This is a genomic window from Prosthecobacter sp. (assembly GCF_044232965.1).
Lineage (GTDB): Bacteria > Verrucomicrobiota > Verrucomicrobiia > Verrucomicrobiales > Verrucomicrobiaceae > Prosthecobacter.
Genome location: NZ_JBIIKX010000004.1, coordinates 71,607 through 94,914, shown reverse-complemented (window position 1 = coordinate 94,914; position 23,308 = coordinate 71,607). Strand labels below are relative to the sequence as shown.

Here is a 23,308-nt window from a genome sequence, read left to right as displayed (position 1 = left end):
TGAACTTCGCATCAAGCCGGAATCCTGCTAGGGCTGGCAAAAATCCCGCGTCTTCTTTCCCCGATGTCTTCCTCCGCCCGCCCTTCCATCGTCCGTCATCAAATCCTCGCCACGGCGACCATGGTGGCCTTCCTGATGTATCTGGACCGCATCTGCCTGGCGCAGATCATCACCTCGGACTCGTTTGAGGCAGAATTCACTTTCAGCAAGCAGCAGACGGACTGGATCACGGGCGCATTTTTTTGGTCTTATGCCCTGTTCCAGGTGCCCGCCGGGTGGTTGAGTGACCGCTTTGGAGCGAGGGCTCTGATTACCGTGTACATCGCGGCGTGGTCTCTCTTCACGGCAGCCACCGGGTTTGCAACGGGGTTCTGGACGCTGTTCTTCGCGCGCTTGCTATGCGGTCTGGCCGAGGCGGGCTACTACCCGGCCAGCAGCAGTCTCATCACTCGCTGGACACACATCGGCTCGCGCGGGATGGCCAGCAGCATAATCACTCTGGGCGGACGTGCCGGTCTGGTGCTGGCACCAATCCTGACAGTGAAAGTCATCATGGGATTTGGGGACTGGCGCTGGGCCGGCTGGGTCTATGGCGCGGCCGGTGTCGGGGTGGCGCTGTTCTTCTGGCGGGTGTTCCGCGATCACCCGCGCCTGCATCCCAACTGCAACGACGCGGAAATCGAATTGCTCGCCGAAGGGCGCGGGGATTTTCAGCCGCAGCGAGAGCCAGCAAGGCGTTTCCCACTCCGCGCGGCCTGCCGTAGTCGCAATCTTTGGATGGCTAATGCAGTGCAGTTCTTCACTAACATTGGCTGGGCCTTCACCGCGCTGACCTTCCCGCGCTACCTCAAGGAAGTGAAGCACTTTGACGATGTCACAAACGGCTGGATCACAAGCGGGGCGCTCTTCATTGGCATCGCCGGCATCATCGTGGGCGGCTGGAGCACGGATTTAATCACCCGGCTGCATGGTCGTCGCCTCGGTCGCATGCTGCCGATGTCCATCACCAAGTTTATCGCAGCGGGACTTTATATCGTCGCCTTGTGGATGGACACGCCGTGGACGATCCTGCTCGCCTTTGGAATGGTGGCATTCTTTGGAGACTTTGGCCTGCCTGCCATGTGGACTACCATGCAAGACATCAGCGGCAAATATCAGGCGCAGCTCTTTGGCTGGTCTAACATGTGGGGGAATTTTGGCGCGGCAATCATGCCGCTGTTGTTCACCGCCGTGTTGAAGGCCTTCGACACGAACCACGACTTCCACGAGGGCGTGTGGCTCTGCGCGGTGGCCTTTGTGCTGGCGGGTGTCTTCGCGCTGTTCGTGAACGCAGAAAAGCCCGTGACGCAGGATTCTTGATTTAATCCTCGACGATTCTGGGGGGCTCATGATAAATACCGCAGATCAACCTGACAGCAGCCACTCAGAGACGGAGGTTTCCACGCATGCGTACGATCATATTCACACTGGCGGCCTGCCTGGCCGCGCAACAGGCCGCCGCAACGGTCGTTTTCAGTGAAAATTTCGACTCTGCGCCCACGGGCTTCGCCTTCGCCGGCTGGACGCACGAAACCGTAAACCCCTGGATCGTGACCACCGACACCACCAGCCTGCTGGACAACAGCGTCAACAAAAACGTTTACTACAACCCGGGGGGTTCCATGAACACGAACCAGAGCAATGTGGGGCTGAGCATCGGCTCCGCCGTTCTGCTCGGCAGTGTCGGTCAGTATGTGCAGGTGTCGTTTGACTACTTGTATTTTGCCGCTCCCAGCACCGGCGGCGGCACTCAGCCCTTCAATTTCTTCCGCTACGGGCTTTACAGCGACAATTCCACGACTGGCGCGAGCAACTACGATGACGACACCGGCTATCTGGCGGACGTCAGCTATTGGGATAACACCTCGACCGGTGGCAAATTCGGCAATTACGCCGTGCGTCAGGAGGCCAACTGGTATGACAACGGCGGGGTCCCGCCACCAGAGAACTTCTCCGCCATCCTGCTCGACAACGACAGCCCCACCAACTTCGCGCCGCCAGGTACGCCCGAAATGGGGGATATCCAGTCCATCGGCGGGGTCGTCAACAAGACCACCATCGACGGCACCGCAGCCTCGCACAACACCACGCTGCGCCTCACGCGCACCGCCAGCGGATTGCAGATGGACCTCACCCAGGATGCCACCACCTATGTCAGCAACCTGGACACCTCCAGCCCCTATTATTCCTTCAACACGCTGTACTTTGAAGGTCCTGCCGACGGCAACGGATTCGCCGTGGACAACATCCTGGTGGAAACCGGCATGGTGCCCGAGCCTTCACGCGCCAGCTTCCTGCTGCTGGGTCTCTCTGGGTTGATCTTCCGCCGCCGCCGCTAAGGGCGGTGCAGATTTGAAGCACAAATCCGGCAAGGACGGACACGCCCGGCGTCTTCATCACACAACTGCGGCAAGAAAAACCCGTGATGCAGGGGCCGGTTTAACCAGCCGCACTGCCTCACGGGCTTCGAAATCAAAGGGAGGGAAGGAACGGCTTACCAGCCGCCTTCTTCGCCGCCACCTTCACGACCGCCACGGCTGCCGCGGTCAAAGCGCTTGCCACCACCGCCGCCGCCGCCACCACCACCGTAGCCGCCACGGCCTCCTCCTCCGCCACCACCACCGCCGTAGCCGCCACGGCCACCGCCGCCGCCGCCACCACCGCCGTAGCCTCCACGGCCACCACCTCCGCCGCCGCCACCACCAAAGCCACCGGGGCGTTCTTCACGCGGACGGGCTTCGTTGATGCCGAGCTTGCGGCCTTGAAATTCCTGGCCGTTGAGCGCGGTGATCGCGGCCTGCATGGCTTCAGGAGTGTCCATCGTCACGAAGGCAAATCCGCGCGGACGGCCGCTTTCGCGGTCCATCGGCAGGAAAATGTCAGAGACGGTGCCGTATTGGGAGAAGAGCTCGCGGATATCAGAATCCGAAGCCGAGAAGGGCAGATTGCCCACATACATCTTGGTGTTCATTGCTTTGTTAGGTTCGATCTCCCACTTCCAGATCAAACTCATGCACACCACCGCTGAAATCACCTGATGAACAACTGAGCCTAACCCTTCACAGGTGACTTGAGGGCGTTTTATCGCCAGAATCGGGCCAAAGGCAAACGAATCTTTTTCAGGGTTTCACCCGGACCAGCGCCGCCAGTTGGGCCGCCGCAGACCCCAGTTTCACCCGTTCGCCGTTCGTGCATTTGCCGACGATGAGACCTGCCGTCGCAGGCACCGCCGCCTGCAATCGTTCATCCTCTGGGTAAAGCGTCGCCAGCGTCTGCAACTCCGGCAGCGCGTCCACGGTCAGCCCCATCGCATCAAACTCATTCAGCAGCGCCTTGATGGCGGGTCGCGTCACCGCATCCAGCTCCGCACGTTCTGTGGTCCGGTCTGCGGGCACAACGCTGCCTAGATCACCAAGCGCGCGCAGGATGATGAGATGGTAAACCGTGCGCGCGTTGTGCGCATCCATCCAGCGGCCGTTCGGTGCCTGACCGGGGGCCACGCCGATACGAAATTTCTTCAGCGCGGCGTCGAGATACTTCGCTTCACCGGTCACACGAAACGCCTGCGCCAGCAGCGAGACGGAAAAGGCGTTGTAGTTGAAGTTCGCGCAGCATTTCTGTCTCAGCGCCCAATCCGCAGCCTTCAAGCCAGCCTGTTGCCAGGTCTCGTTGTGATGAAGCTGCCCTGCGAGCAACAATGCCGTGCCGCAGACGCCGGTGTCGAACTGCGAGCCGCCATCCGGGTCGGCGGTGACGATCCAGCCGTTCTTCACCTCGGCTTTGCCTGCCGAAAGCTGACGGTTGATCATGTCACCAAAGCGGATGTTCTTCCCACGTAGGTCGGGGAAAGGAAAATGGCCCTCAGGCTGCTGCAAGCTCGTGAGAATCGTCGCCACGCCGTTCGTGAGCTTGTCCAGGTCTGGAATCGAGCCGGGCGCATGCTTTTCGACGAAGGGGCGGATGATCGCCACGCCATGCAACACGTCGGCATAGAGCCGTAGCATCTGATCCGGTATTGGTTTGCCTTCGCTGAGCTGCCGCACCGCGCGTCCTTCTCTTTTCAAGGCATCGAGAAACAGCTTCGTCGCCTCCGCCTCGTCGATCGTGCTTGGCTCCGCTTTTTTACCTGCGCGTCGGCCATCCGGCACGCCCGCTTGATCGCCGAGAAGAGTGAGCATTTCCTGTGTGACCGCACGCACCTGCGCCGCGTCATCGCTTTGCATCGCGGCGATGAGTTTGGCGCTCAGTTCGGGCTGTTGCGCCTTCATCACCGCCGTCGGATGAAACAGCGGCTGCCCCGCCATCGACCAGCCACCGCGATCAATGCCCACGGCAGTTTCAACTTTGCACAAACGTTCGTCCGCATCTGCTGGCAGCGCTGCCTTGAAGTCACGTCCTACTTTTTCGACTTGGGAAACCAACGCGCGATCATTGTGCTCGCGGGCGATTTGTAGGGCCATGCGCAGCCGCGCCTCGGCCTCATCCGTGGTGAGCCCGGCAGCCAGCGCGGGCACCATCAGGCAGGCAAAAGCAAAGCGACTCATTGCTCCTTCAGCTTCCCCTCCACATAGGTCAGGATGCGGCCCACTTTGTCGGCATCCTGGGCCTCCTTGGCCTCCTCAAATGCCTTTTTCGCCTGAATCATCTGCCGCATCAGCGGGAGTGAGATGATTTCCTGGCCAGCCGCCTGCACCGCTTCAAAACGCTGGCGCAGCGATTCGAGATCGGCGCTGCCGGTTTCAAACTTCGAGAAGTCCACGACCTCATCCTCGGCTTCCAGTTCCTTGAAGCGCGAGTCTTCGATCAGCTTGTCCAAGGCGGTGTCCGCCGCTGCGAGATCGCCGCTTTTGATCAACGCCTCGATCTCAGCGCCGCGTGCCTTCATGGCGTCCGTCGGTGGCACACCGAGCGCTTCCACCGCCGCGCGAAGTTTGCCGGCCTTCGCCATCACAGGAGATTTAGCGCCGCTTTTCGCCGCCATCTTCGGTGGGCCGAGTTTTTGGGCTTTTTGCAACTGCTCCGGTGTCAAAACATCGCGCACGCCGATCAAGGTCCGCAGTTGCAGTTGTTTCACGGCGGCCTCGGCCTCGATCAGCTTCGTGAGCTGAGCACTCGCGGCTTCGGCAGTGGTGGTGGTGTCCTTGAGCAGGTGATTGAGCGCTTTTTGCTGTTCCTTCACCGCCTGCTCCAGCGGCTCGGCTTGCTGGCGGGCCTCGCTGAGCTGGGCGTTGAGTTTGGACTGCTGGTCCTCCGTCAGCGCGAGTTCCTCACGCACGGAGGTGATCAAGTCAGGATGCAGCAGGCCGTTTTTCAGCCAGTCCTCGACGTTGGCGGCATGCAGACCGGCGGTGACGAGCAGCAGGAGAGAGCAAACGATGGTTTTCATGGGATGTGCAGGTTGATGTGGGTTGGCAGCAGAAAGTCGGATGGGGCATCAAACGCGGTGAATGAAGGCTCCAGGCTGGCGAACAACTCTCCCGGCGGCGAATCAAGCAGCGGCGGCAGTTCGCTCAGTTTGGCGTCGTGTTTGGGCGAATCAGCGAAGAACAACGCAATCGCGATGACGCATGCCGTTGCCAAGGAAACCGGAAGCCAGCGCAGCGAGTGGCGCTGCGACTTCAGAGGACGATGCAACAGCTCCGGCTGCCATACCGGGGCGTGTTCGTGATCGCACTGACGCTGCTGGGTGAAGATCGAATGAAGGTCGTTGTCATTCATGAGGTGAATCGGGTTGCAGCAGCGAGCGCAGGCGCGCCTTGCCACGTTCGTAATGCTGACGCGCGGAGCCGAGGCCCACACGCATCACGTTCGCAGCCTCTTGGATGGTGAGGTCTTGGTAAAAGACCAGATGCAGCACTTCTGCCTGACGAGTGGGCAGTTGTGCGAGGCAACGCCGCAGCTCCGCGTTGCGCTCGTCTCTCTCCATCTGCCGTGAAGGCGCAGGATGATGCTCCTCGATGAAGATGGCGAGCAGTTTGCCCACCAGCGAGTCGCGGTAGCGCTGCCGCCGAAACTCCTCGTGCGCGGTGAGGCGGATCACGCCGAACCACCACGTCTTGAAGCTGGAGTGGCCGTCGTGAGAAGCGCGCTCCTGCGCGAGCTTCAAGTATGCGTTTTGCAGCACGTCCTCGGCCCGGGCATGGTTGCCTGCACAGCAGTGCAGCGCCCAGCCAAAGGCGTCGGGATGCAGAGTTTCGAGCTGGTCGGCGATGGAGCGTTCCATTCATTTCCCGCTGAGTGACGCGGGCGGGGCGCATGTATGACACGCTTGTGAGAAAATGCAGGCGCGCTGGAATTTCTAAACGCAGAATACACGGAAATCAGAAGTTGGTTTTCTCTTCTGTGTGTTCCGTGGTTGAGTAGCCCCAAGTTTTCCTCGCCTTCGGCTCGGCATTTGCGCTAGCCTTCCCTAAATTTTCATTCACGACATGCCTGACGATCCCTCAGCACCGCGGCCGACGCCGACGAATTATCAGCGCACCACGGGTGGCAGCCACTTGCGCTGGCAGCCTCCGACGCCAGAGCAGTTGCAGGAAATGCTTCCTGCCTACGAGATACTCAGCATTCTTGGACAAGGTGGAATGGGAGCGGTGTACAAAGGCCGGCAGAAGTCGCTGGACCGCATCGTTGCCATCAAAATTCTGCCACCCGAGGCCGGTGAAGACGACATGCAGTTCGTCGAACGTTTCAAGAACGAGGCGCGCACGATGGCGAAGATGAATCATGCTTCGATTGTGCATGTGTACGACTTTGGCGAAACGAGCGACGGCCAGCTCTACATCGTCATGGAGTTCATCGACGGCACGGACGTGGCGAAGATGATCCAAAGCCAGGGCAAGCTGCCGGAGGACTACGCGCTCTCCATCACCGCGCACGTTTGCGATGCGCTCGGCTACGCACACAAAAACGGCATCGTGCATCGGGACATCAAACCGGCCAACGTGCTCATCAACATGGAAGGGCAGGTCAAGGTGGCCGACTTCGGCCTGGCGAAGGCCACTGACCCTTCTCAAATGGGCCTGACGAAGACGAACATGGCCATGGGCACGCCCGATTTTGTCTCACCGGAGGCTTTGATGCCCGGTGTGCCGCTGGATGGCCGTGCGGACCTCTACGCGGTGGGCGTGATGCTCTACAACATGCTCACCGGCACGATCCCACGCGGAGCCTTCCGCATGCCGAGCACAACGCTGAACACCGACGCACGTTTCGACAAGATCATCGGCAAGGCCATGGAGATGGACCGTGAACTGCGCTACCAGACCGCGCTCGATCTGCGCCGTGATCTGGATGTGATCCTAACCGCGCCTGCGGCGAAGACCGGCGTGCAGACCATTCCCGCGCAGCAGGTGGTGGCACAGCAATCGCTCCCGCAGAAGCCGAAGGGCAAAAGCCCCGGTGCTCCGCAGCAACGGAGCGCGGATGCCCCCATCCGCAAAGAACCCGCCGCCAAGCCTGCCTCGGCTCCCGTCCCGAAATCCAACACGGGAATGATCTACGGCATCGCGGCGGCGGTCGTGGTCATCGCCGTGGCGGTATTCATGTTCGCGGGCGGTGGGAAAAAGCCGTCCGAAGTCAACCCGGTCGCGGAGTCCAAGCCGGAAACACCGAAATCTGATCCAAAACCTGCCCCCGCTTGCCAGCACCACAACAAGCACAGCGCCTGTGAGCAAGTCTTTCGATGTTCTCACCTTCGGCGGCCATCGCTACCAGATGGTTGAGGGGAACCTCAAATGGAACGAGGCCTACGACAAGGCAAAGGCCATGGGCGGCACTCTGGCGGTCATCACAACGCGTGAGGAAAGTGATCAACTGACGGCGGCCTTGAATGGAAAAGTTCCAGTAGGGGGCGCATGGATTGGCGGCGTGATGAAAGACGAAAGCACTTGGAGCTGGGTGACGGGGGAGTCTTTTGATTTTAAACGCTGGGCTAACGGCCAGCCAGACCGCAGCGGCCGCAATCTGATCATGACCGCCACGGGCGGATGGGACGACGCGCCTGCTGCCATGCCGCGATCCTGTTACATCGTCGAATGGAATGACGGTGGAACCGCGAAGCCCGCCCCCCTTGCCGCAGCATCCGCCGGTGTCGTGAACCTCCTCGCCCTCGTGGATGTGAAAAAGGACGCGGTAAAGGGCAAGTGGCTCACTCGACCGGAAGGACTTCAGGCTCAGACTGAAACAATCGATGGCAAGCTGCAGCCTTATCAGGTTCTGGGCTTCAACCAGTCAGTTCCCGAGGAATACGACTTCGAGATCGAGTTCACACTGCAAAATGGCAACCGGGACGTCATGCAGGTTCTGCCCTCGCCGAATGGCGCGATCCTCTGGAGAATGCAGGTGCCGAATCCTGGCGTCACCGTGTGCGGCTTCGGGCCGAAGCTCGATGGCAAGGATATCAGTGAGGCCGGGAGAACCGAGGCCGTGGCCAAGGCCGCCACTTTCCAGATGGGGCAGCACCACCGCAGCCTCGTGGAGGTGCGAAAAGGCTCCCTGCGCGCCCTGCTTGACGGCAAGGAGATCGTGAAATGGAGCGGTGACTTCAAGCGCTTCGCCAGCGACGAGAGATTCATCCTGCCAGACGCCAGGCATCCCGGCATCGCCTGCTTCAATACGATCACGACCTTTCACAAGGCCGAGCTTCGGCCGCCGGGCGGTGTGACGGGAGCTGCTGTCAAACCGGCTCCGTCAGCAACGACGATGCCGGCTGTTCCGCCTCCGTCCTCCGCGCCCGCCGGTCCCGGCTGGATGGATCTCATGGCGATCGCTGACCCGGAAAAGGACGCCGAAATCGGCCTCTGGCGGAGGGAGGGCGCGGGCCTCATTGGCAACCAGGACGAGGCCAACAAGGATCATCCATTGCTGGCATTGCCCGCGACGGTGACGGGGAGCTATGAGTTGGAGCTCGAATTCACTCGTCACGGGCCAGCAGGGACGGTCAGTGTGTTGTTGCCGCTGGATGGCGATCGGATCGTCACCGCGTATTTGCAGGAGTTCACACCCTTCGCCGGACTGGCTCATGTTCGCGGCAAGAATACGCGCGACCAGGGAAATCCCACCCGCGTGCCGCAGCGGCTGGAGAATGGCAAACGTTACCGCGCGCGCATCCAAGTGACGCTCAAGGACGCGAACGCAGACATCAACGTCACCTTGGAAAACCAGCCGCTCTTCCGCTACCAGGGGCCGGCCAGCGATTTGAGCAGCAAGCGCCAGCAATCGAGCCTGAAAAAGGGTGTGGAGTTGGACATCGATCGACCGGCGCTGGAATCCATCGATCCTGTGACATGGCATGCGTGCTGGCTCAGGCCGTTGGAGGGAGGACGGGTCGCGCCGGTGCGCGGTGATGCGAGCATGGGCGCTGCAGGCGGAGTGGTGCTGGCAATGTCGCCGCTCATCGCGAACGATCCACGCCTCGCACAGCTCGACGCTGGCTATCAGGTGCGATATGAGTCTGATGCACGGAAGCCGTTCCTCGCCGCCCTCGCTTCGCTGAATCAAAGCTACGTCGCCAACGGCATCAGCCGCGCCCGAGCAGCCGCGCAGGCGAAAGGCAGCCTCAGCGAAGTCACCACACTCGATGCGGAAAAGACCGCCATCGAAAAAGGCAGTGGCGTTCCCGCTGAAGATGCCGCCGACACACCCGAGTCGCTCAAAGCCCTGCGCGGCACTTACCGTGGAGCCCTGGCCAAAATCACTGCCGAACGCGATGCCAGGGCCGCGCCGCTGCACTCTCTTTACCTCAAGGCGCTCGATGTTTATGTCGCCGAACTCACCAAGGCGGGCAAAATCGACGAAGCGAAGAAGGTACAGACTTTGCGTGAGGCCAAAGCCATGCAAAAACCCGGTGAAGAAGCCAGGGAAGCCCCACAACCGGCCTCCAATGCCGCCGCACCCAAGACCGCCAAGAAAATCTTCAACGGCGCCAACACCGAAGGCTGGCGTTACCAAGGGCCGCAGGAGGCATTCGTGGTGGAAGACGGCTGCATCAAAGCGACCGGCCCTCGTGGCAATTTGATGTTCATGGGCAACCGTGACGTGTCGCCCATCATGAAGGATTTCGATCTCTCCATGAAGGTGAAGACCGAAGGCAGTGCCAACTCTGGAGTCTTCGTCCACTGCCGGCGCAACAATGATGGGGCGTCCTTTGGCAATGCGTTGGAAGTTCAGATTGCCAACGAGAACAAGGATCCTCAGAAGACGGGCAGTTTCTGGAGTGTTCAGCCGGTGGACAGCCTCGTTGTACATGATGGCGAGTGGTTCGACTTCCGCATCATCGTTCGTGGCATGACCATCACCTCGTTCATCAACGGCAAGCAGGTCAACGAATGGACGCAGCCCGCCGACTGGAAAGATGCGCCTGGGAAACCCGAGGCGAAGCTGGGCGAGGGCACCATCGGCCTCCAGAGCAACGGCGGCACGGTCTGGTTCAAGGACATCGAGATCGCCGTGCCGAAGTGATCCAATCTGCTGCGCGACATTTCTTCACCTCATCCCATGAGCACCGCATCCTCCAGCTCCAAACCTTCCAAAGGATGGCAGCCGCCGACCTTGGAAGAAATGCAGGCGATGCTGCCGCAGTACGAGTTCATCTCGCTGCTCGGGCGCGGCGGCATGGGCGCGGTCTACAAGGCCCGCCAGGTGTCTTTGCAACGCAGCGTGGCCATCAAGGTGCTGCCGGGGGATTTGATCGACGATCTGGACGCGAATTTCGCCGAGCGCTTCAAGAACGAGGCGCGCACGATGGCTCGGATGAATCATGTCGGCATTGTGAAGGTGTACGACTTTGGTGAAACGCAGGCCGGGCTGCTCTACATCGTGATGGAGTTCATCGACGGCACGGATGTGGCGCAGATGATCCGCGCGCAGGGCAAACTGCCGCAGGACTATGCGCTGGCGATCACGGCGCACGTCGGCGACGCGCTGGCTTACGCACACAAGAACGGCGTCATCCACCGCGACATCAAACCGGCGAATATTCTCATCAATCAAGAGGGCACGGTGAAGGTGGCGGACTTTGGCCTCGCCAAGATGAACGACTCCAGCCAGCGCGGCCTGACGAAGACGAACACGGCGATGGGAACGCCTGATTTCGTGGCCCCTGAGGCGCTCTCTCCCGGCACGGTGGTGGACGGACGCGCAGATCTTTACGCGATGGGCGTGATGCTCTACCAGATGCTCACCGGCGAGATCCCACGCGGCATGTGGTCCATGCCGAGCACGAAGGTCGGCACCGATCCGCGCTTTGACGCCGTGATCTTGAAGGCGATGCAGACCGACCGTGAGATGCGTTACCAGGATGCGACGGAGATTCGACGCGATCTCGATGTGATCATGACGCAGCCGTTGCCAAAGAAGGAACCGAAACCGGCCGCCACACCGGCGCAGCAACCGGCGGCCAACAGACCCAGCGGTGCTCAGCCGCAAGCGGGTCCACGTGGCTCACGGCCCATGCCGCAGGGGCAGATCCGGCCACCTGCGGCACCACCGGTGAAGAAAAAATCCAACGACACGCTGATCTACCTCATCGCGATGGTGGTGATCGGCGGGCTGGCGGGGCTGTTCATGCTTTCGGGTGGAAAGCAGCCAGCCAAGCCGGCTCCTGACACCACTACGGACACTGCCGGTCAGCCAAAGCCCACCACACCATCGGCAAATTCATCGCCCCCCACCGTGACGGGTCCGGTGAATCTCTTGGCCCTCGTGGATGCCAAGCGCGACGCGATCAAGGGAGAGTGGGAGGTGCGCGCTCAGGAACTGGTGCTGAAACGAACTCCTGGACCGCAACTTCTCGCCTTCCGCCACACGCCGCCGGAGGAGTACGACTTCGAGATCGAATTCACCATCAAAGAAGGCACTCAGGAGGCCAGCCAGGTTGTTCCTTTGCAGGGCAAATCCATTCTATGGAAGATGGGATTAGGCAACAGCAATCCCACGCCGTTCGGTTTTGGCCCGGTGTTGAACGGTGTGAACATGGATGTCTCGACTCGCAAGGAAGCCATGGTTAAAAGACCACGACTGTTATCAGGCCAGCGCTATCGCAGCCTGGTCGAGGTACGCAAAGGCTCCCTGCGCGCCCTGATCGACGGCCGGGAAGTGCTGAAGTGGAGCGGTGACTTCAAACGGCTCAGCGGCATCACCGAATATGTCATGCCGGATCGAAAATACCTCGGTGTCGGTGCTTGGAACGGCGGCATCATCTTTCACAAGGCTGAAGTCCGTGCGCCGGGTTCTGTACCCGTGGTGGACACCACGCCACCAGTGCCTGCTGCCGGAGCCGCACTAGCATCTGGCGGCGCGTGGCAGCCCGTCTTCACCGATGCCATGAAAAAGCGCCCCGGCGTCACCGAACTGCCGGACGGCTGGATGCGCGCGGGAAAGACTTATCTTGATGCTCCACGTGGCAAGGACATGGCCATTCGTGCACGCATGCGCTTTACTGGCGGGACTTATGTGTGGCCCATTCGTTTTCGGGATACTCCAACCAACGGACTGATGCATTATGGGTTGAGCATCACAAGCGATGGCAAATTCCTGCTCTTTCGCCGTGTTCTGAATGGTGGCAAATCGTCGAGTGATGAAAAATCACTCATGGAGGTCAAAGCACCGCGCCCATTCGCTGAAGGTGCGGAGTTTGATCTCGAAGTCATTGCCCAAGGTGATCGCCTCCAAGTGAAGCTCGATGGCGCGACGATCATCGACGTGCGCGACACGTTTCATCAGGGCGTGCGCACGCAGTTTGGTGGCGACACCGCCGTCGTTGAGTTCAAGAACCTCGAATGGCGTGATTTGAGCGGTGAGTTGAAGAAATCCAGCACGCCAACGATGGCAGTGTCATCAGCGCCTGCCGCCGCTTCCGCCAGTGGCATGGACCTCGCAACGCGGCAGAAGTCCCTCGCTACGCCGCTGGCACCTGGAGTTACCGATGTGCTGACCACGGTGAGTCTCAAGTCCGACGAAACGTTCTCCTGGACGAAGACCGCCACCGGCGTCGAACTCAAACCCCTGAAAAATCCCGGACCCTACAAAGGCTGCCTGGACTTTCCGGTGGTGTCTGCTCCCGACTATGTGATCGAGGCTTGGTTCACGAACAGCGTGGACGGAGGCAGTGATGTCGGCCTCACCATTCCCGTGGGAGATCAAAGCCGCACCACCTGCTGGCTGTGGCCACGAGACGGCGGCTGGGCCGGCTTTGGCAAGGTGGATGGCCTGGATCCGCAACAACCTGAGATCGAACCCGGCCGCTCCACTTCATTCCAAATGATTCCAGGTGAGCTGACTTTCATGCGCACCGAAGTTCGGCGCACGCCCGGCAATGTGGACCTCCGTTTCATGGTCAATGGCAGGCTCATGGGTGCCTATCGCGGTCCAACCAGTCGTTTGAGCACGAGCACGGCCTGGCTCATCAGGAACGATCCTGAGCAGGCGAGCATCGGCGGACGTGCGGTCACTTTTCACCGCGTCACCGTGCAGCCGCTGAGCCTTGAGACTGAGAAGAAGACGACTGTGCCGGCAGTTGCCATCCCCGCTGATCCACGGCTTGCGCAGCTTGAAGCCAGCTTCAAAGCCCGCCACGAAACCGCTGCACAAAAGCCGTTTCTGGCCGCCGTGGCCGTGCTCAACAAAAGCTACGTCGCCAACGGCATCACCCGTGCGCGCGCGGCGGCGCAAGACGCCGATGCAATCGCCGCGTTGGATGCGGAGAAGGCCGCCATCGAAAAGGGCGGCGCTGTTCCCGCCGAAGATGCTGAAGGCACGCCCGAATCTCTCAAGGCGCTGCGCGGCACTTACCGCGCGGCACTCGCAAAACTGGAGGCGGATCGCGCGAAGGCTGCCGCGCCGCTCTATGACATCTACCTCAAAGCGCTCGATGCCTACGTCATCGAACTCACTCGAGCGGACAAGATCAAGGAAGCGCAGGAGATGCAGGAATTGCGAGAGCGCATTGCCACGCAGAAATAGCGGCTTGTTGCCCCTGACATCCTGCTTGCCGCCCCGGAACACAATCTGCTAGTCTTCATCGTGGCTTGTCCGCCACTGCGATTCTTATGAGCACAACATCCTCTGCCTCCAAGCCCTCCGGCCAGTGGCAGCCGCCATCGCTGGAGGAGATGCAGGCCATGCTGCCGCAGTATCAGTTTGAGAGCTTGCTCGGACGCGGTGGCATGGGTGCGGTTTACAAGGCCGTCCAGATCTCGCTGGACCGACCCGTGGCCATCAAGGTGCTGCCTGTCGATTTGATCGACGATGAGGACTCCCAGTTCGCCGAGCGTTTCAAAAACGAGGCGCGCACGATGGCTCGGATGAATCACCCATCAATTGTGGATGTCTATGATTTTGGCGAAACCCAGACCGGCCTGCTCTACATCGTCATGGAGTTCATCAACGGCACCGATGTGTCCCAGATGATCATTTCCCAAGGCAAACTGCCCGAGGATTACGCTCTCTCGATTACGGCGCATGTTTGCGACGCGCTGAACTACGCGCATCGCAACGGCATCATCCACCGCGACATCAAACCGGCCAACATCCTCATCAACATGGAGGGCGCGGTCAAAGTGGCGGACTTCGGTCTCGCCAAGGCCAGCGATGCAGGCCAGAGCGGCCTGACGAAGACGAACATGGCCATGGGCACGCCGGATTTCGTCGCGCCCGAGGCATTGATCCCCGGCATCCCGCTCGATGGCCGCGCAGACTTGTATGCCGTCGGTGTCATGCTCTACCAGATGCTCACCGGCGAAATCCCGCGCGGTATCTGGAGCCTGCCCGGCACAAAGCTCGGTACCGATCCGCGGTTTGATGGCATCATCACCAAGGCGATGCAGACGGATCGAGAAGTGCGCTATCAAACCGCAGCGGAAATTCGCCAGGAACTCGATGTGATCCTGACCACGCCGCGTTCTGTGCTCATCCAGCAGCAGCAAGCCGCCGCTGAGGCTGCTGCCCGTGCCACGCGGGCCCAGAGGCAGGCAACCAGTGGACCGCAGAAGCGAAACCCCGAACAGCCTGTCCATCAAGCTCCAGCCCCGGTCAAAAAATCCAGCCTCGGCCCGCTCATCGGCATCGCCGCTACCGTCGTTCTCATTGCAGGGCTGGTTTACATGCTCAAACCGCCAGCCAAGAAACCTGCGTCACAAACGGCGGCAGCTACCCCGAAGCCTTCAGATGCCAGCGCTCTGGCTACCATGCCAGCACCCGCTGACGTCACGGACAGCTCCGGCTTCTCCAACTTCGCGCCCACAGCCCAATGGCGCGATGAACTGGCAGGCACAGATCCGTGGGGTCCGGCCTGGCAGCGGGTGGGAAGCGAAATGCGCGTCGTGGAGCCCAAAAATCCCATGCGCCTCTTTGCTGACCTGCGCCAGGATTCCGCACTACGCATCCGCTTCCGTTCCCAAAGTGACGCTGCCTTTCTGGACCTCGTTCAACGCCTTAACAAAGTTGGCATCGGTCCGCGCTATGTGATCACTGTCTGGACGAAAGAAAAACTCGGCGGTTCACTGGATGTTCTCCCCCTCAAGAAGGACGGTGAGCGGCGCACGCTGGCCCCGCTCAAGAGTCGGCCACCGCTGGGCACCGGTACCGAGCACACTGCCGAGCTCTATGCCATCGGCGACCACCTCACCTTCTTCTTTGATGGGCAATTGCTGAGCGAAACCCAGGACAACACTCTCACGGAAGGCTTCCCGGGCCTCATGGCCAGCAAGGGCATCGAACTCATCCGCGTGGAGACGGCTGTGCTCGACAAGCAGACCACAAACCCACCACCAGTCGAAGTACTCGCCTTTGGTGGCCATCGTTATCAATTCTCTCCTGAAAAGCTCAATTGGGAGGAAGCCAAAGCCAAGGCAGCCGCCGCTGGCGGTCATCTGGCGACGATCACCGGCCAGGAAGAAAACCAATGGGTCTTGGACACCTTCGTCACCAAACTGCCTCAAGGCCTCTCTCTCTGGCTCGGAGGCACCAAGGACAACCCCACGCGGCAGTGGACCTGGATCACTGGCGAGCCTTTCACCTTCACGGCCTGGGGCACGAATGAGCCGGGCGGAGCGGATGAGTTTGCACTGTGCTTTTCGCAAATGAGCCGGGGCTGGGGAGACATCCGCAGCAACGGCCTCGGCCAGGCCGACCGTCGTGGCGGTTACCTCATCGAATGGGATGACGCCGGCACGAACCCGATGCCTGCGACTACAGCCCCCGTCGCCAGCAGCACGCCCGCGATGCCCTCAGACTGGACCGACCTCCTCGCCAATGCCGACATCGCTCTTGACGCGACCCTCGGCGAGTGGGCCATGACGGCTGACGGACTGCACTGCAAGGCAGATGGCGGGATGAGTTACGTTAAACTCATCCCCACGCCACCGGAGGAATATGATTTTGAGATCGAGTTCACCGTGACCATGGGACGAGCCAACTGGGGGACCGTGTCTCAAGTCCTCGTGGTGCCCGGGCACCGGTTTGCGCTGCATCTTGGCTCCAAATTCATCAGCCTCGGCGCAAACTTGGATGGCAAGCGCTGGGATGATCCCGGCCGCACGGAGGCTCGGTCACTCGATGCCGGCTTCACGCCAGGGCAGCGAACTCGTGCGAAGGTGGAGATCCGGCGCGGAAACGCCCGCGTCCTGATCGATGACAAGGAGGTGATCCAATGGAGCGGCGACTTCAAACGTTTGAGTTTGCACACCCAGAGCTACAATCAGCGCGACACGACGCAGCTCGCCGTCGCATGTCAGAATGCCGAAGTCATCTTCCATCGCATCAGGGTGGCCCCCGCGCCAAAGCCTGCCGCCGTCGCCAGCGCTGCGGCCGTGGTGACAACTTCGCCTTCAACGCCACCCGTGGCCGCCATGGGGTCAGCGGCCGACTTCAAATCTGGAGCAGTCCACACCTTCGGCGGCCACCGCTACCAATGGATCGAGGGAAACCTCCTGTGGGATGCCGCCAAGGCGAAGGCTGAATCCATGGGCGGGCATCTGGCCACGATCACCAGCAAGGAGGAAAGCGAGTGGCTGAAGAACTCACTGCTGATGCTGAAGGGGATTCACTCACATGTCCTCCTCGGCGGCCATCGAGCGCCGGAAGGCGGACCATGGAAATGGGTCAGCGGGGAGCCATTCGACATGTCACTTTGGCCGGGAAGCGTCCCAACGACCACGGACCCGCATCTCGCGTTCTACATCGACAACGTCGCATGGGACGATGTGCCAGCAGACCTGAAAGCGCCGTTTCTTGTCGAATGGGACCGGGCCGAGCTTCTCACTGCTCATCCTCAGATCGCCAAGCTCGAGGCCGGCTTCCGCTCACGCTATGAAACCGATGCGCAAAAGCCCTTCCTCGCCGTCCTCGCCACGCTCAATCAAAGCTACCTCGCCAACGGCATTGTCCGTGCGCGTTCCGCTGCACAGGCCAAAGGTAGCCTCGCTGAAGTCACCGCGCTCGATGCTGAAAAAGCCGCGCTCGAAAAAGGCCAAGGCGTTCCTGTTGAAGATAACGAGAGCACGCCCGCAGCTCTCAAAACCCTGCGGGGCACCTACCGCACCGCTCTCGCGAAAATCACGTCCGAGCGTGATGCCAAGGCCGCGCCGCTCTACGAGCTCTACCTCAAAGCTCTCGACGCCTACATCGCCGATCTCACCAAGACCAACAAGCTCGACGACGCCAAGCGTGTGAGCGCTCTGCGAGTTGACCTCGCCAGCCAGAAGCCACAATCCGGTGCTGCCGCAGTTGCGACGACGAAACCTGCGGCGGCAACAGCCACCATCGCGGCCTCCCCGCCCAAACCTGCGGCCACCAGCGGCAGTTCCTGGCGCAACGCCGCTCAATTTGTCGTCAACAACGGCGGTAATTTCGTCGCCATTAAAAACGGCGGCCAGTTGCCCCCCGTCACCAAGGCAGCCGAAATTCCCGCCGGCAAATTCGACATCATCGAACTCAACTTTGACCGTAACGGCTCTGTCCTCCCGCCGCCCCAAGACGCGGACTTTACCGCCTTCAACGGCCTGCGTGATCTACGGCGTGCCTATTTTCGCACGACCGGACCTGGTGATGCCGCCTTCGCCTTTCTTGCGGACAACGATGACTTGAACTGGCTGAACTTCGAGGGTGTCAGTGCCCTCACCGACGGTGTGCTCTCCCACATCGCCGGCCTCAAAAAACTCGACTTCCTCGGCATCACGGGGGCCGAGAACGTCACCGGTCAGGGACTCGACAAAATCGCCGGAGCTGCCTCGATCACTCAACTCGACACCCTTGTCAGTGGGCTCACGGATGAAGGTCTGCGGGCCATCAGCACCTTCAAAAAACTGCATACATTCCGCACCACCTCTCTAAAAATCACCCCGGCCGGTTTCGTCGCCCTAGGCAGCCTCAAAACCCTCGTTTCGCTAAATATACCCGGCACCAGCTTCGACGACGAGGCAGCGTCCGCCGTTGCGGGTCTTCCCAATCTGAGCGTTCTTGACCTCCAGTCGACCAAGATCACCGATGCTGGCCTCGTGAAGCTGAAAGCGCTCAAGAAACTCAGCACTCTCAATATCATCGGCACCGCGGTCACTCTGGAGGCCGCCGCCGAGTTTCAAAAACTCATGCCGCAGTGCCGCGTGAGCCGCTAACAGTTCTTTTCAGCCAGGAAACAGCTCCCGCACCGCCTTCTCGCGAAACGCAAAAATCTTCGCGAGCTGCGGCTTCACCAGAAGAGCATGCGCCAGATCCCCCAGCGGCGTGAAGGGCAGCACATACGTCGCTTTGTCCTCCATCTCGACGCGTCCATCGCCCAAGTCATGAAACCGATGCTCATGATGCCACACCGCATACGGCCCCACGCGTTGCTCGTCGATGAACCTCACACCGTCCTCCACCAGCGTGATCTCTGACAGCCACGTCATCGGAATACCCAGCAATGGCCGCACGCGATACGCGATCATCATCCCCGCATAAATATTTGGCTCCAAGTCCGGTGTTAGCACCTCAAATCCCGTCTCTGGCGGCGTGATCTTCGCCAAGTTGCGAGGATTGGAGAAAAACGCCCACGCCTCCGCCAGGCTCGCCCGGATGATCTGCTTCGTGTGCAAGGTGTGAACGGCCATGTCTTTGTTTACGCCTCGCACATCGCTTGGGTGCCACTTCTTCAAGTCTCAACGGGCTTCTGCCAGCCGGATCGCCCCATGTGTCGTCAGTGGATGCGCAGGCTCGCCACGCTGCGTGCAGACCAGCTTCCCCTCCTCCATCAGCTCCGCCGCCAGTTCCCGCACACGCGGCATCAGGGTCCGCCATTCGTCACTCAAACGACGCGCTGCTTCAGAAGGACAGAAAGTGCAGCCATCACTTTTTCCGCGAGCGATCTGCATCAGCACCTCGCGAATACGATCCGCCTCGCTCATGGAACCTTCCTGCGGCGGCACGAGTCGCTGCAGAAGCGCACCTGCTCCCAGTCACGCTCCCATTTCTTCCGCCAGGTGAAGGGACGTCCGCAGGCAGCGCAAATCTTCTGCGGCAGGTGCTGTTTCTTCACGCCATGCATGACTTCACACTCCGAACTCCGTGCCTGCGGCCACCGCCTCCCACTTCTCCGCCTCACGCGTCAACGCGGCGGCTTTGTCGCGGAATTTCTTCACCACATACTTCCCCAGCGGCAGATGCAGTGGTGCTTCGCCTTCTAAAACCATCTTCACAATCGCTGCCGCTGCCTTCGCGGGATCGCCGGGCTGCTTGCCATTCATCGAGTCGAGAAAACGGCCAAACTTGCCCGCGCTCGCCTGGTAATCGTCAATCTGCGTCCCCGCCTTCTCGAGCCCGCGTGCGATGAAGTCCGTCCGAAACGGCCCCGGCTGAACCAGCGAGACCTTGATGCCCAACGATGCGAGTTCGAGCCGCAAACTCTCGCTCATCAGCTCCAGCGCGGCTTTTGCACCGCCGTAGATGCCAAAGCCCGCGTAGTTCGAGATCGCTGCCGCCGCGCTGATGTTCACGATGTGCCCGCTTTTCTGCGCCCGCAGCCCCGGCAGCGCGGCGCGGATCACATTCAGCGGGCCAAAGAAATTCGTCTCCACATTGCGGCGGATCTGTTCATCGCTGCATTCCTCCACCGCGCCGACAAGGCCGTAGCCCGCGTTGTTCACGATCACATCGAGCTCACCCGCTGCGCCGATGACTTCGCGCACCTGATCGGCATCCGTGATGTCCAACGCCATCACCTCGCAGCTTCCAGCGCGTTCCAGGTCGGCAATGCTGCGCACATCGCGTGCGGTGGCGATGACATGCTGCCCGGCAGCCAGCGCTCCTTCAGCAATCGCACGGCCGAAGCCGCTTGAGCATCCCGTGATCAGCCATTTTGTTCGATTCATGCGGGGTTCAGCTTCCAGAGGGTGAAGTTCAAAGTCATCGCAAACGTGACCCAGACCAGATACGGCACGAACAGCCATCCGGCTGTAGTGTTGACGCGACGAAAGCTCAGCAGCGTCATCAGAATCGCGACCCACAGCGCCACGATCTCCACCAGCGCCCAGCCAAGCTGATGCGCTCCAAAGAAGATTGGCGTCCACGCAGCGTTCAGCGCCAATTGCACGAAGTAGAGCTTCAGCGGCTTCCCAAAGCCGACGCGCTTCCACACCATCCAGGCCGCGATGGCCATCAGCGTGTAAAGCAGCGTCCACGCCGGACCAAACAGCCACGCTGGCGGATTCCATGATGGCTTGTTCAGCGCGGCATACCACGCACCCGGCATGCCGATGAACGCGCTCAACGCCGGAGCACAGAACGTTACCACGAAGAATCCGGCGAAAGAGAGGCCGTGGCGCAGTTTGGAGGGTGGTTCGCTCATGATGCGTTCATTTACGCCGACAAGAGAGGTTTCGCCGACTTTGTCTCGACTTGTTAGTCAAAGCCCAGACAACGAGCACTGCCTTGGCAGAAATGCCTTGGCAGGGTGGGCAGCAGGAGTATCTGTCGCACCGCTGGCAAATGACAGACCAGCCCTTTTGTTAGAATCAATCAACCGACCACAAAATGTCCTCAATCAACGAAGCCCCCACCCAGCCAGAAACCGAAAAGAGAAAATCAGGATGTGTTGGCAAAGGCTGTCTGTTTAGCCTGCTGGCCGTGGTGGTTCTTGTGCTGGGCCTGACGATTGCCGGCTTTCTGGGCGTCAACAACGCCTTGGTGTCCGACAAGCCGGTCGAGCTCCCGACGATAGTTGATATGCCTGCGCAACAAGCAGAACTGCGAGCAAAGTGGGAAAAATTTGCGAGGGAGAGCGTCGAAAACAAGGCTTCGAACCCGAAGAAATTCATCAGCCTCAGTTACACACAAGACGAGCTCAACCAGTTGATCGCCGCCAATCGAAAGGCGCGCGGTCGATTTTACCTCACCATCAAAGATAACACAGGCCACATTAAGGCAAGTTTCCCGCTCACCAGAATGCCATTCAAGGGAAAGTTCCTGAATGCTGAAGCAGAGGTCAAATCACCTAAAGACAGGGATCCGTTGAAGCTTCAACTCGACAAGCTTTCGATCAATGGTGTTCAAGTCCCGGAGTCGGCTCTCAACGCAGTGTTTGGGGGCAAGTCGATTCACCATTATCTGGAAAAGTACATTCAAGATTTTGGGGTGACCGGGTTTGCGATCGAGAATGGTTCAATAGTTCTTGAATCCGGGTCCAAGTAGGTAGGCGCTAAATGTCGCATGCCTCAGGTATGGCATGTCTTCGAATACGCCACCCGAAGCTGTTTCGCCTGCTCTTGAATCGCCCCACGCTGCGATTCATCCAGCCGCGCAAGATTGCGCACCTGCATGCTCATGCGCTGGTTCTGCCGCAGCACAGGCTCATTCTGGAGCAGGTAGTCCCAATACAGCGTGGTGAACGGACAGGCCTTCGGTCCGGTGCTCTGCGCCGGATCAAAGCTACAACCGGAGCAGTAGTTGCTCATGCGTTGGATGTATTTGCCGCTCGCCACATACGGCTTGCTCGCCATCACGCCGCCATCGCCGTATTGCGACATGCCCAGCGTGTTCGGCAGCTCCACCCACTCAACGGCATCCACATACACGGCGAGATACCATTCATGCACCCGCTTCGGATCGACACCGAAGAGCAGCGCGAACAAGCCCGTGACCATCAGCCGCTGGATGTGATGCGCGTAACCGTAGCGCAGCGTCTGCGTGATCGCATCGCGCAGGCAGCGCATGTCCGTCTCGCCGGTCCAATAAAACTCCGGCAGCGGCTCATGCGCCTGCATCGCATTTCGCTCCAGGTAATCCGGCATGAACCGCCAGTAGATGCCGCGCACATACTCACGCCAGCCGAGGATCTGCCGGATGAAGCCCTCCACCGCCGCCAGCGGCGCTTTGCCGTCGCGCCACGCCTTTTCCGCCGCCGCGATCACCTCACGCGGATCGAGCAGCTTCAGATTCATCGCCGCGCTGAGACGCGAGTGATACAGCCACGGCTCGTTCGTCCACATCGCATCCTGATACTGCCCGAACTCCGCCAGCCGATGCTCGATGAAGTCCTGCAGTGCCAGTCGCGCCTCCTCGGCCGTCACCGGCCAGTCAAAATCATCCAGCGTGCCCGGATGCTTCGCGAAACGTTCGTTCACCATCGCGATCACCTGCTGCGTGATCGCATCCGGCTTGAACCGACGTGGCGGCACACGCAAACCGGGACCGGCCTTGCCAAACGACTCACGATTGTCGTGATCGAAGTTCCATTGCCCACCCACGGGCTTACCCTTCTCCATGAGGAAACCGGTTTTCTGCCGCATCTCGCGATAGAAGAACTCCATGCGCAGTTGCTTGCGTCCCTCCGCGTGCTTCGCGAATTCGCCAGTGGTGCAGAGAAAGTGCCGGTCCTCAAGCACCTCAAGCGGCACCTTCAGCTCCGCCGCGATCTTCTCCAGCTCCCGCTGCACCGCCCACTCACCAGCGTGAACCATCACGAGCTGCTTCGGCTTCAGCTCATCCACGCTGGCCCGCAAGGCGCTCGCGAAATCCGCATGCGCTCCCATTTCATGATAAACCACCCGCCAGCCGCATCCGCGCAACGTCTCGCGAAAATGCCGCATCGCCGTGATGAACATCGCGATGCGTGGCTTGGTGCTCCACACCTTCGTGGACTCAACCGCCACCTCCGCCATCCACACCGCGTCCGATTCCGGATCGAACTCGTCCAAAGCCGCCGACCTCAGATCGAGCTGATCACCAAGAACAAGGATGAGACGGGAAACACGCGGCATGGACGTGGTTTACGCCCGGGGCCGAATCCGCGACGACGCAAAAT

General features: G+C 60.4%; 18 protein-coding genes. 7 read left to right on the top strand and 11 right to left on the bottom strand.

The features are described from left to right. The first annotated feature begins 63 nt into the window (after positions 1–63). Both ACILSI_RS03080 and ACILSI_RS03075 read left to right on the top strand, forming a co-directional pair. Positions 64–1,359 carry an MFS transporter gene (locus ACILSI_RS03080; protein WP_395720372.1) on the top strand — a complete coding sequence of 432 codons (1,296 nt, stop codon included), beginning with the start codon at positions 64–66 and terminating at the stop codon, positions 1,357–1,359. Between the two features lie 86 nt (positions 1,360–1,445). Beyond that, complete coding sequence (locus ACILSI_RS03075; RefSeq protein WP_395720371.1) at positions 1,446–2,378, top strand: PEP-CTERM sorting domain-containing protein; 933 nt, start codon at positions 1,446–1,448, stop codon at positions 2,376–2,378. 155 nt (positions 2,379–2,533) lie between these two features. Here ACILSI_RS03075 and ACILSI_RS03070 read toward each other — a convergent pair whose 3' ends face one another. The 5 genes from ACILSI_RS03070 to ACILSI_RS03050 form a co-directional block, all read right to left on the bottom strand. Beyond that, positions 2,534–3,052 carry an RNA recognition motif domain-containing protein gene (locus ACILSI_RS03070; protein ID WP_395720370.1) on the bottom strand — a complete coding sequence of 173 codons (519 nt, stop codon included), beginning with the start codon at positions 3,050–3,052 and terminating at the stop codon, positions 2,534–2,536. 106 nt (positions 3,053–3,158) lie between these two features. Beyond that, positions 3,159–4,583 carry a hypothetical protein gene (locus tag ACILSI_RS03065; RefSeq protein ID WP_395720369.1) on the bottom strand — a complete coding sequence of 475 codons (1,425 nt, stop codon included), beginning with the start codon at positions 4,581–4,583 and terminating at the stop codon, positions 3,159–3,161. Continuing rightward, positions 4,580–5,425: a Spy/CpxP family protein refolding chaperone gene (locus tag ACILSI_RS03060; RefSeq protein WP_395720368.1), complete on the bottom strand. Its 846-nt coding sequence runs from the start codon at positions 5,423–5,425 to the stop codon at positions 4,580–4,582. The genes ACILSI_RS03065 and ACILSI_RS03060 overlap by 4 nt, the downstream gene beginning before the upstream one ends. Beyond that, positions 5,422–5,757: a hypothetical protein gene (locus tag ACILSI_RS03055; protein WP_395720367.1), complete on the bottom strand. Its 336-nt coding sequence runs from the start codon at positions 5,755–5,757 to the stop codon at positions 5,422–5,424. The genes ACILSI_RS03060 and ACILSI_RS03055 overlap by 4 nt, the downstream gene beginning before the upstream one ends. Then, the gene (locus ACILSI_RS03050) at positions 5,750–6,262 is read right to left on the bottom strand and encodes an RNA polymerase sigma factor (protein WP_395720366.1); all 513 of its coding nucleotides are present in this window, start codon (positions 6,260–6,262) and stop codon (positions 5,750–5,752) included. Before ACILSI_RS03050 ends, ACILSI_RS03055 begins: the two co-directional genes overlap by 8 nt. A gap of 205 nt (positions 6,263–6,467) precedes the next feature. Between ACILSI_RS03050 and ACILSI_RS03045 the strand changes: the two genes are divergently transcribed. The 4 genes from ACILSI_RS03045 (at position 6,468) to ACILSI_RS03030 (ending at position 18,647) form a co-directional block, all read left to right on the top strand. Further along, entirely contained in the window at positions 6,468–7,760 is a 1,293-nt protein-coding gene (locus ACILSI_RS03045) for a protein kinase domain-containing protein (RefSeq protein WP_395720365.1), read from the top strand. Then, a complete protein-coding gene (locus ACILSI_RS03040) occupies positions 7,705–10,497 on the top strand; it encodes a family 16 glycoside hydrolase (RefSeq protein WP_395720364.1) in 2,793 nt (930 codons plus the stop codon). Before ACILSI_RS03045 ends, ACILSI_RS03040 begins: the two co-directional genes overlap by 56 nt. Before the next feature lie 36 nt (positions 10,498–10,533). Next, the gene (locus ACILSI_RS03035) at positions 10,534–13,998 is read left to right on the top strand and encodes a protein kinase domain-containing protein (protein WP_395720363.1); all 3,465 of its coding nucleotides are present in this window, start codon (positions 10,534–10,536) and stop codon (positions 13,996–13,998) included. A gap of 86 nt (positions 13,999–14,084) precedes the next feature. Continuing rightward, positions 14,085–18,647 carry a protein kinase domain-containing protein gene (locus tag ACILSI_RS03030; protein ID WP_395720362.1) on the top strand — a complete coding sequence of 1,521 codons (4,563 nt, stop codon included), beginning with the start codon at positions 14,085–14,087 and terminating at the stop codon, positions 18,645–18,647. A gap of 9 nt (positions 18,648–18,656) precedes the next feature. On the opposite strand, the gene ACILSI_RS03025 is transcribed toward ACILSI_RS03030, so the two are convergent. From ACILSI_RS03025 to ACILSI_RS03005, 5 genes are read right to left on the bottom strand one after another with little or no spacing between them, the layout of a single operon-like run. Continuing rightward, positions 18,657–19,121: a hypothetical protein gene (locus ACILSI_RS03025; protein WP_395720361.1), complete on the bottom strand. Its 465-nt coding sequence runs from the start codon at positions 19,119–19,121 to the stop codon at positions 18,657–18,659. A gap of 48 nt (positions 19,122–19,169) precedes the next feature. Beyond that, on the bottom strand, positions 19,170–19,415 hold the full coding sequence (locus tag ACILSI_RS03020) for a DUF3253 domain-containing protein (RefSeq protein ID WP_395720360.1): 246 nt from the start codon (positions 19,413–19,415) through the stop codon (positions 19,170–19,172). After that, on the bottom strand, positions 19,412–19,555 hold the full coding sequence (locus ACILSI_RS03015) for a DUF2256 domain-containing protein (RefSeq protein ID WP_395720359.1): 144 nt from the start codon (positions 19,553–19,555) through the stop codon (positions 19,412–19,414). The genes ACILSI_RS03020 and ACILSI_RS03015 overlap by 4 nt, the downstream gene beginning before the upstream one ends. 4 nt (positions 19,556–19,559) lie before the next feature. Beyond that, positions 19,560–20,378, bottom strand: coding sequence for an SDR family NAD(P)-dependent oxidoreductase (locus ACILSI_RS03010; protein ID WP_395720358.1), 819 nt, complete (start codon positions 20,376–20,378; stop codon positions 19,560–19,562). Continuing rightward, positions 20,375–20,854: a TspO/MBR family protein gene (locus ACILSI_RS03005; RefSeq protein WP_395720357.1), complete on the bottom strand. Its 480-nt coding sequence runs from the start codon at positions 20,852–20,854 to the stop codon at positions 20,375–20,377. The genes ACILSI_RS03010 and ACILSI_RS03005 overlap by 4 nt, the downstream gene beginning before the upstream one ends. Positions 20,855–21,039: 185 nt before the next feature. On the opposite strand from ACILSI_RS03005, the gene ACILSI_RS03000 reads away from it, so the two are divergent. Beyond that, positions 21,040–21,696, top strand: coding sequence for a hypothetical protein (locus tag ACILSI_RS03000; protein ID WP_395720356.1), 657 nt, complete (start codon positions 21,040–21,042; stop codon positions 21,694–21,696). Between the two features lie 23 nt (positions 21,697–21,719). On the opposite strand, the gene ACILSI_RS02995 is transcribed toward ACILSI_RS03000, so the two are convergent. After that, positions 21,720–23,264, bottom strand: a complete 1,545-nt coding sequence (locus ACILSI_RS02995; protein ID WP_395720355.1) for a cryptochrome/photolyase family protein — start codon at positions 23,262–23,264, stop codon at positions 21,720–21,722. Positions 23,265–23,308 lie beyond the last annotated feature (44 nt).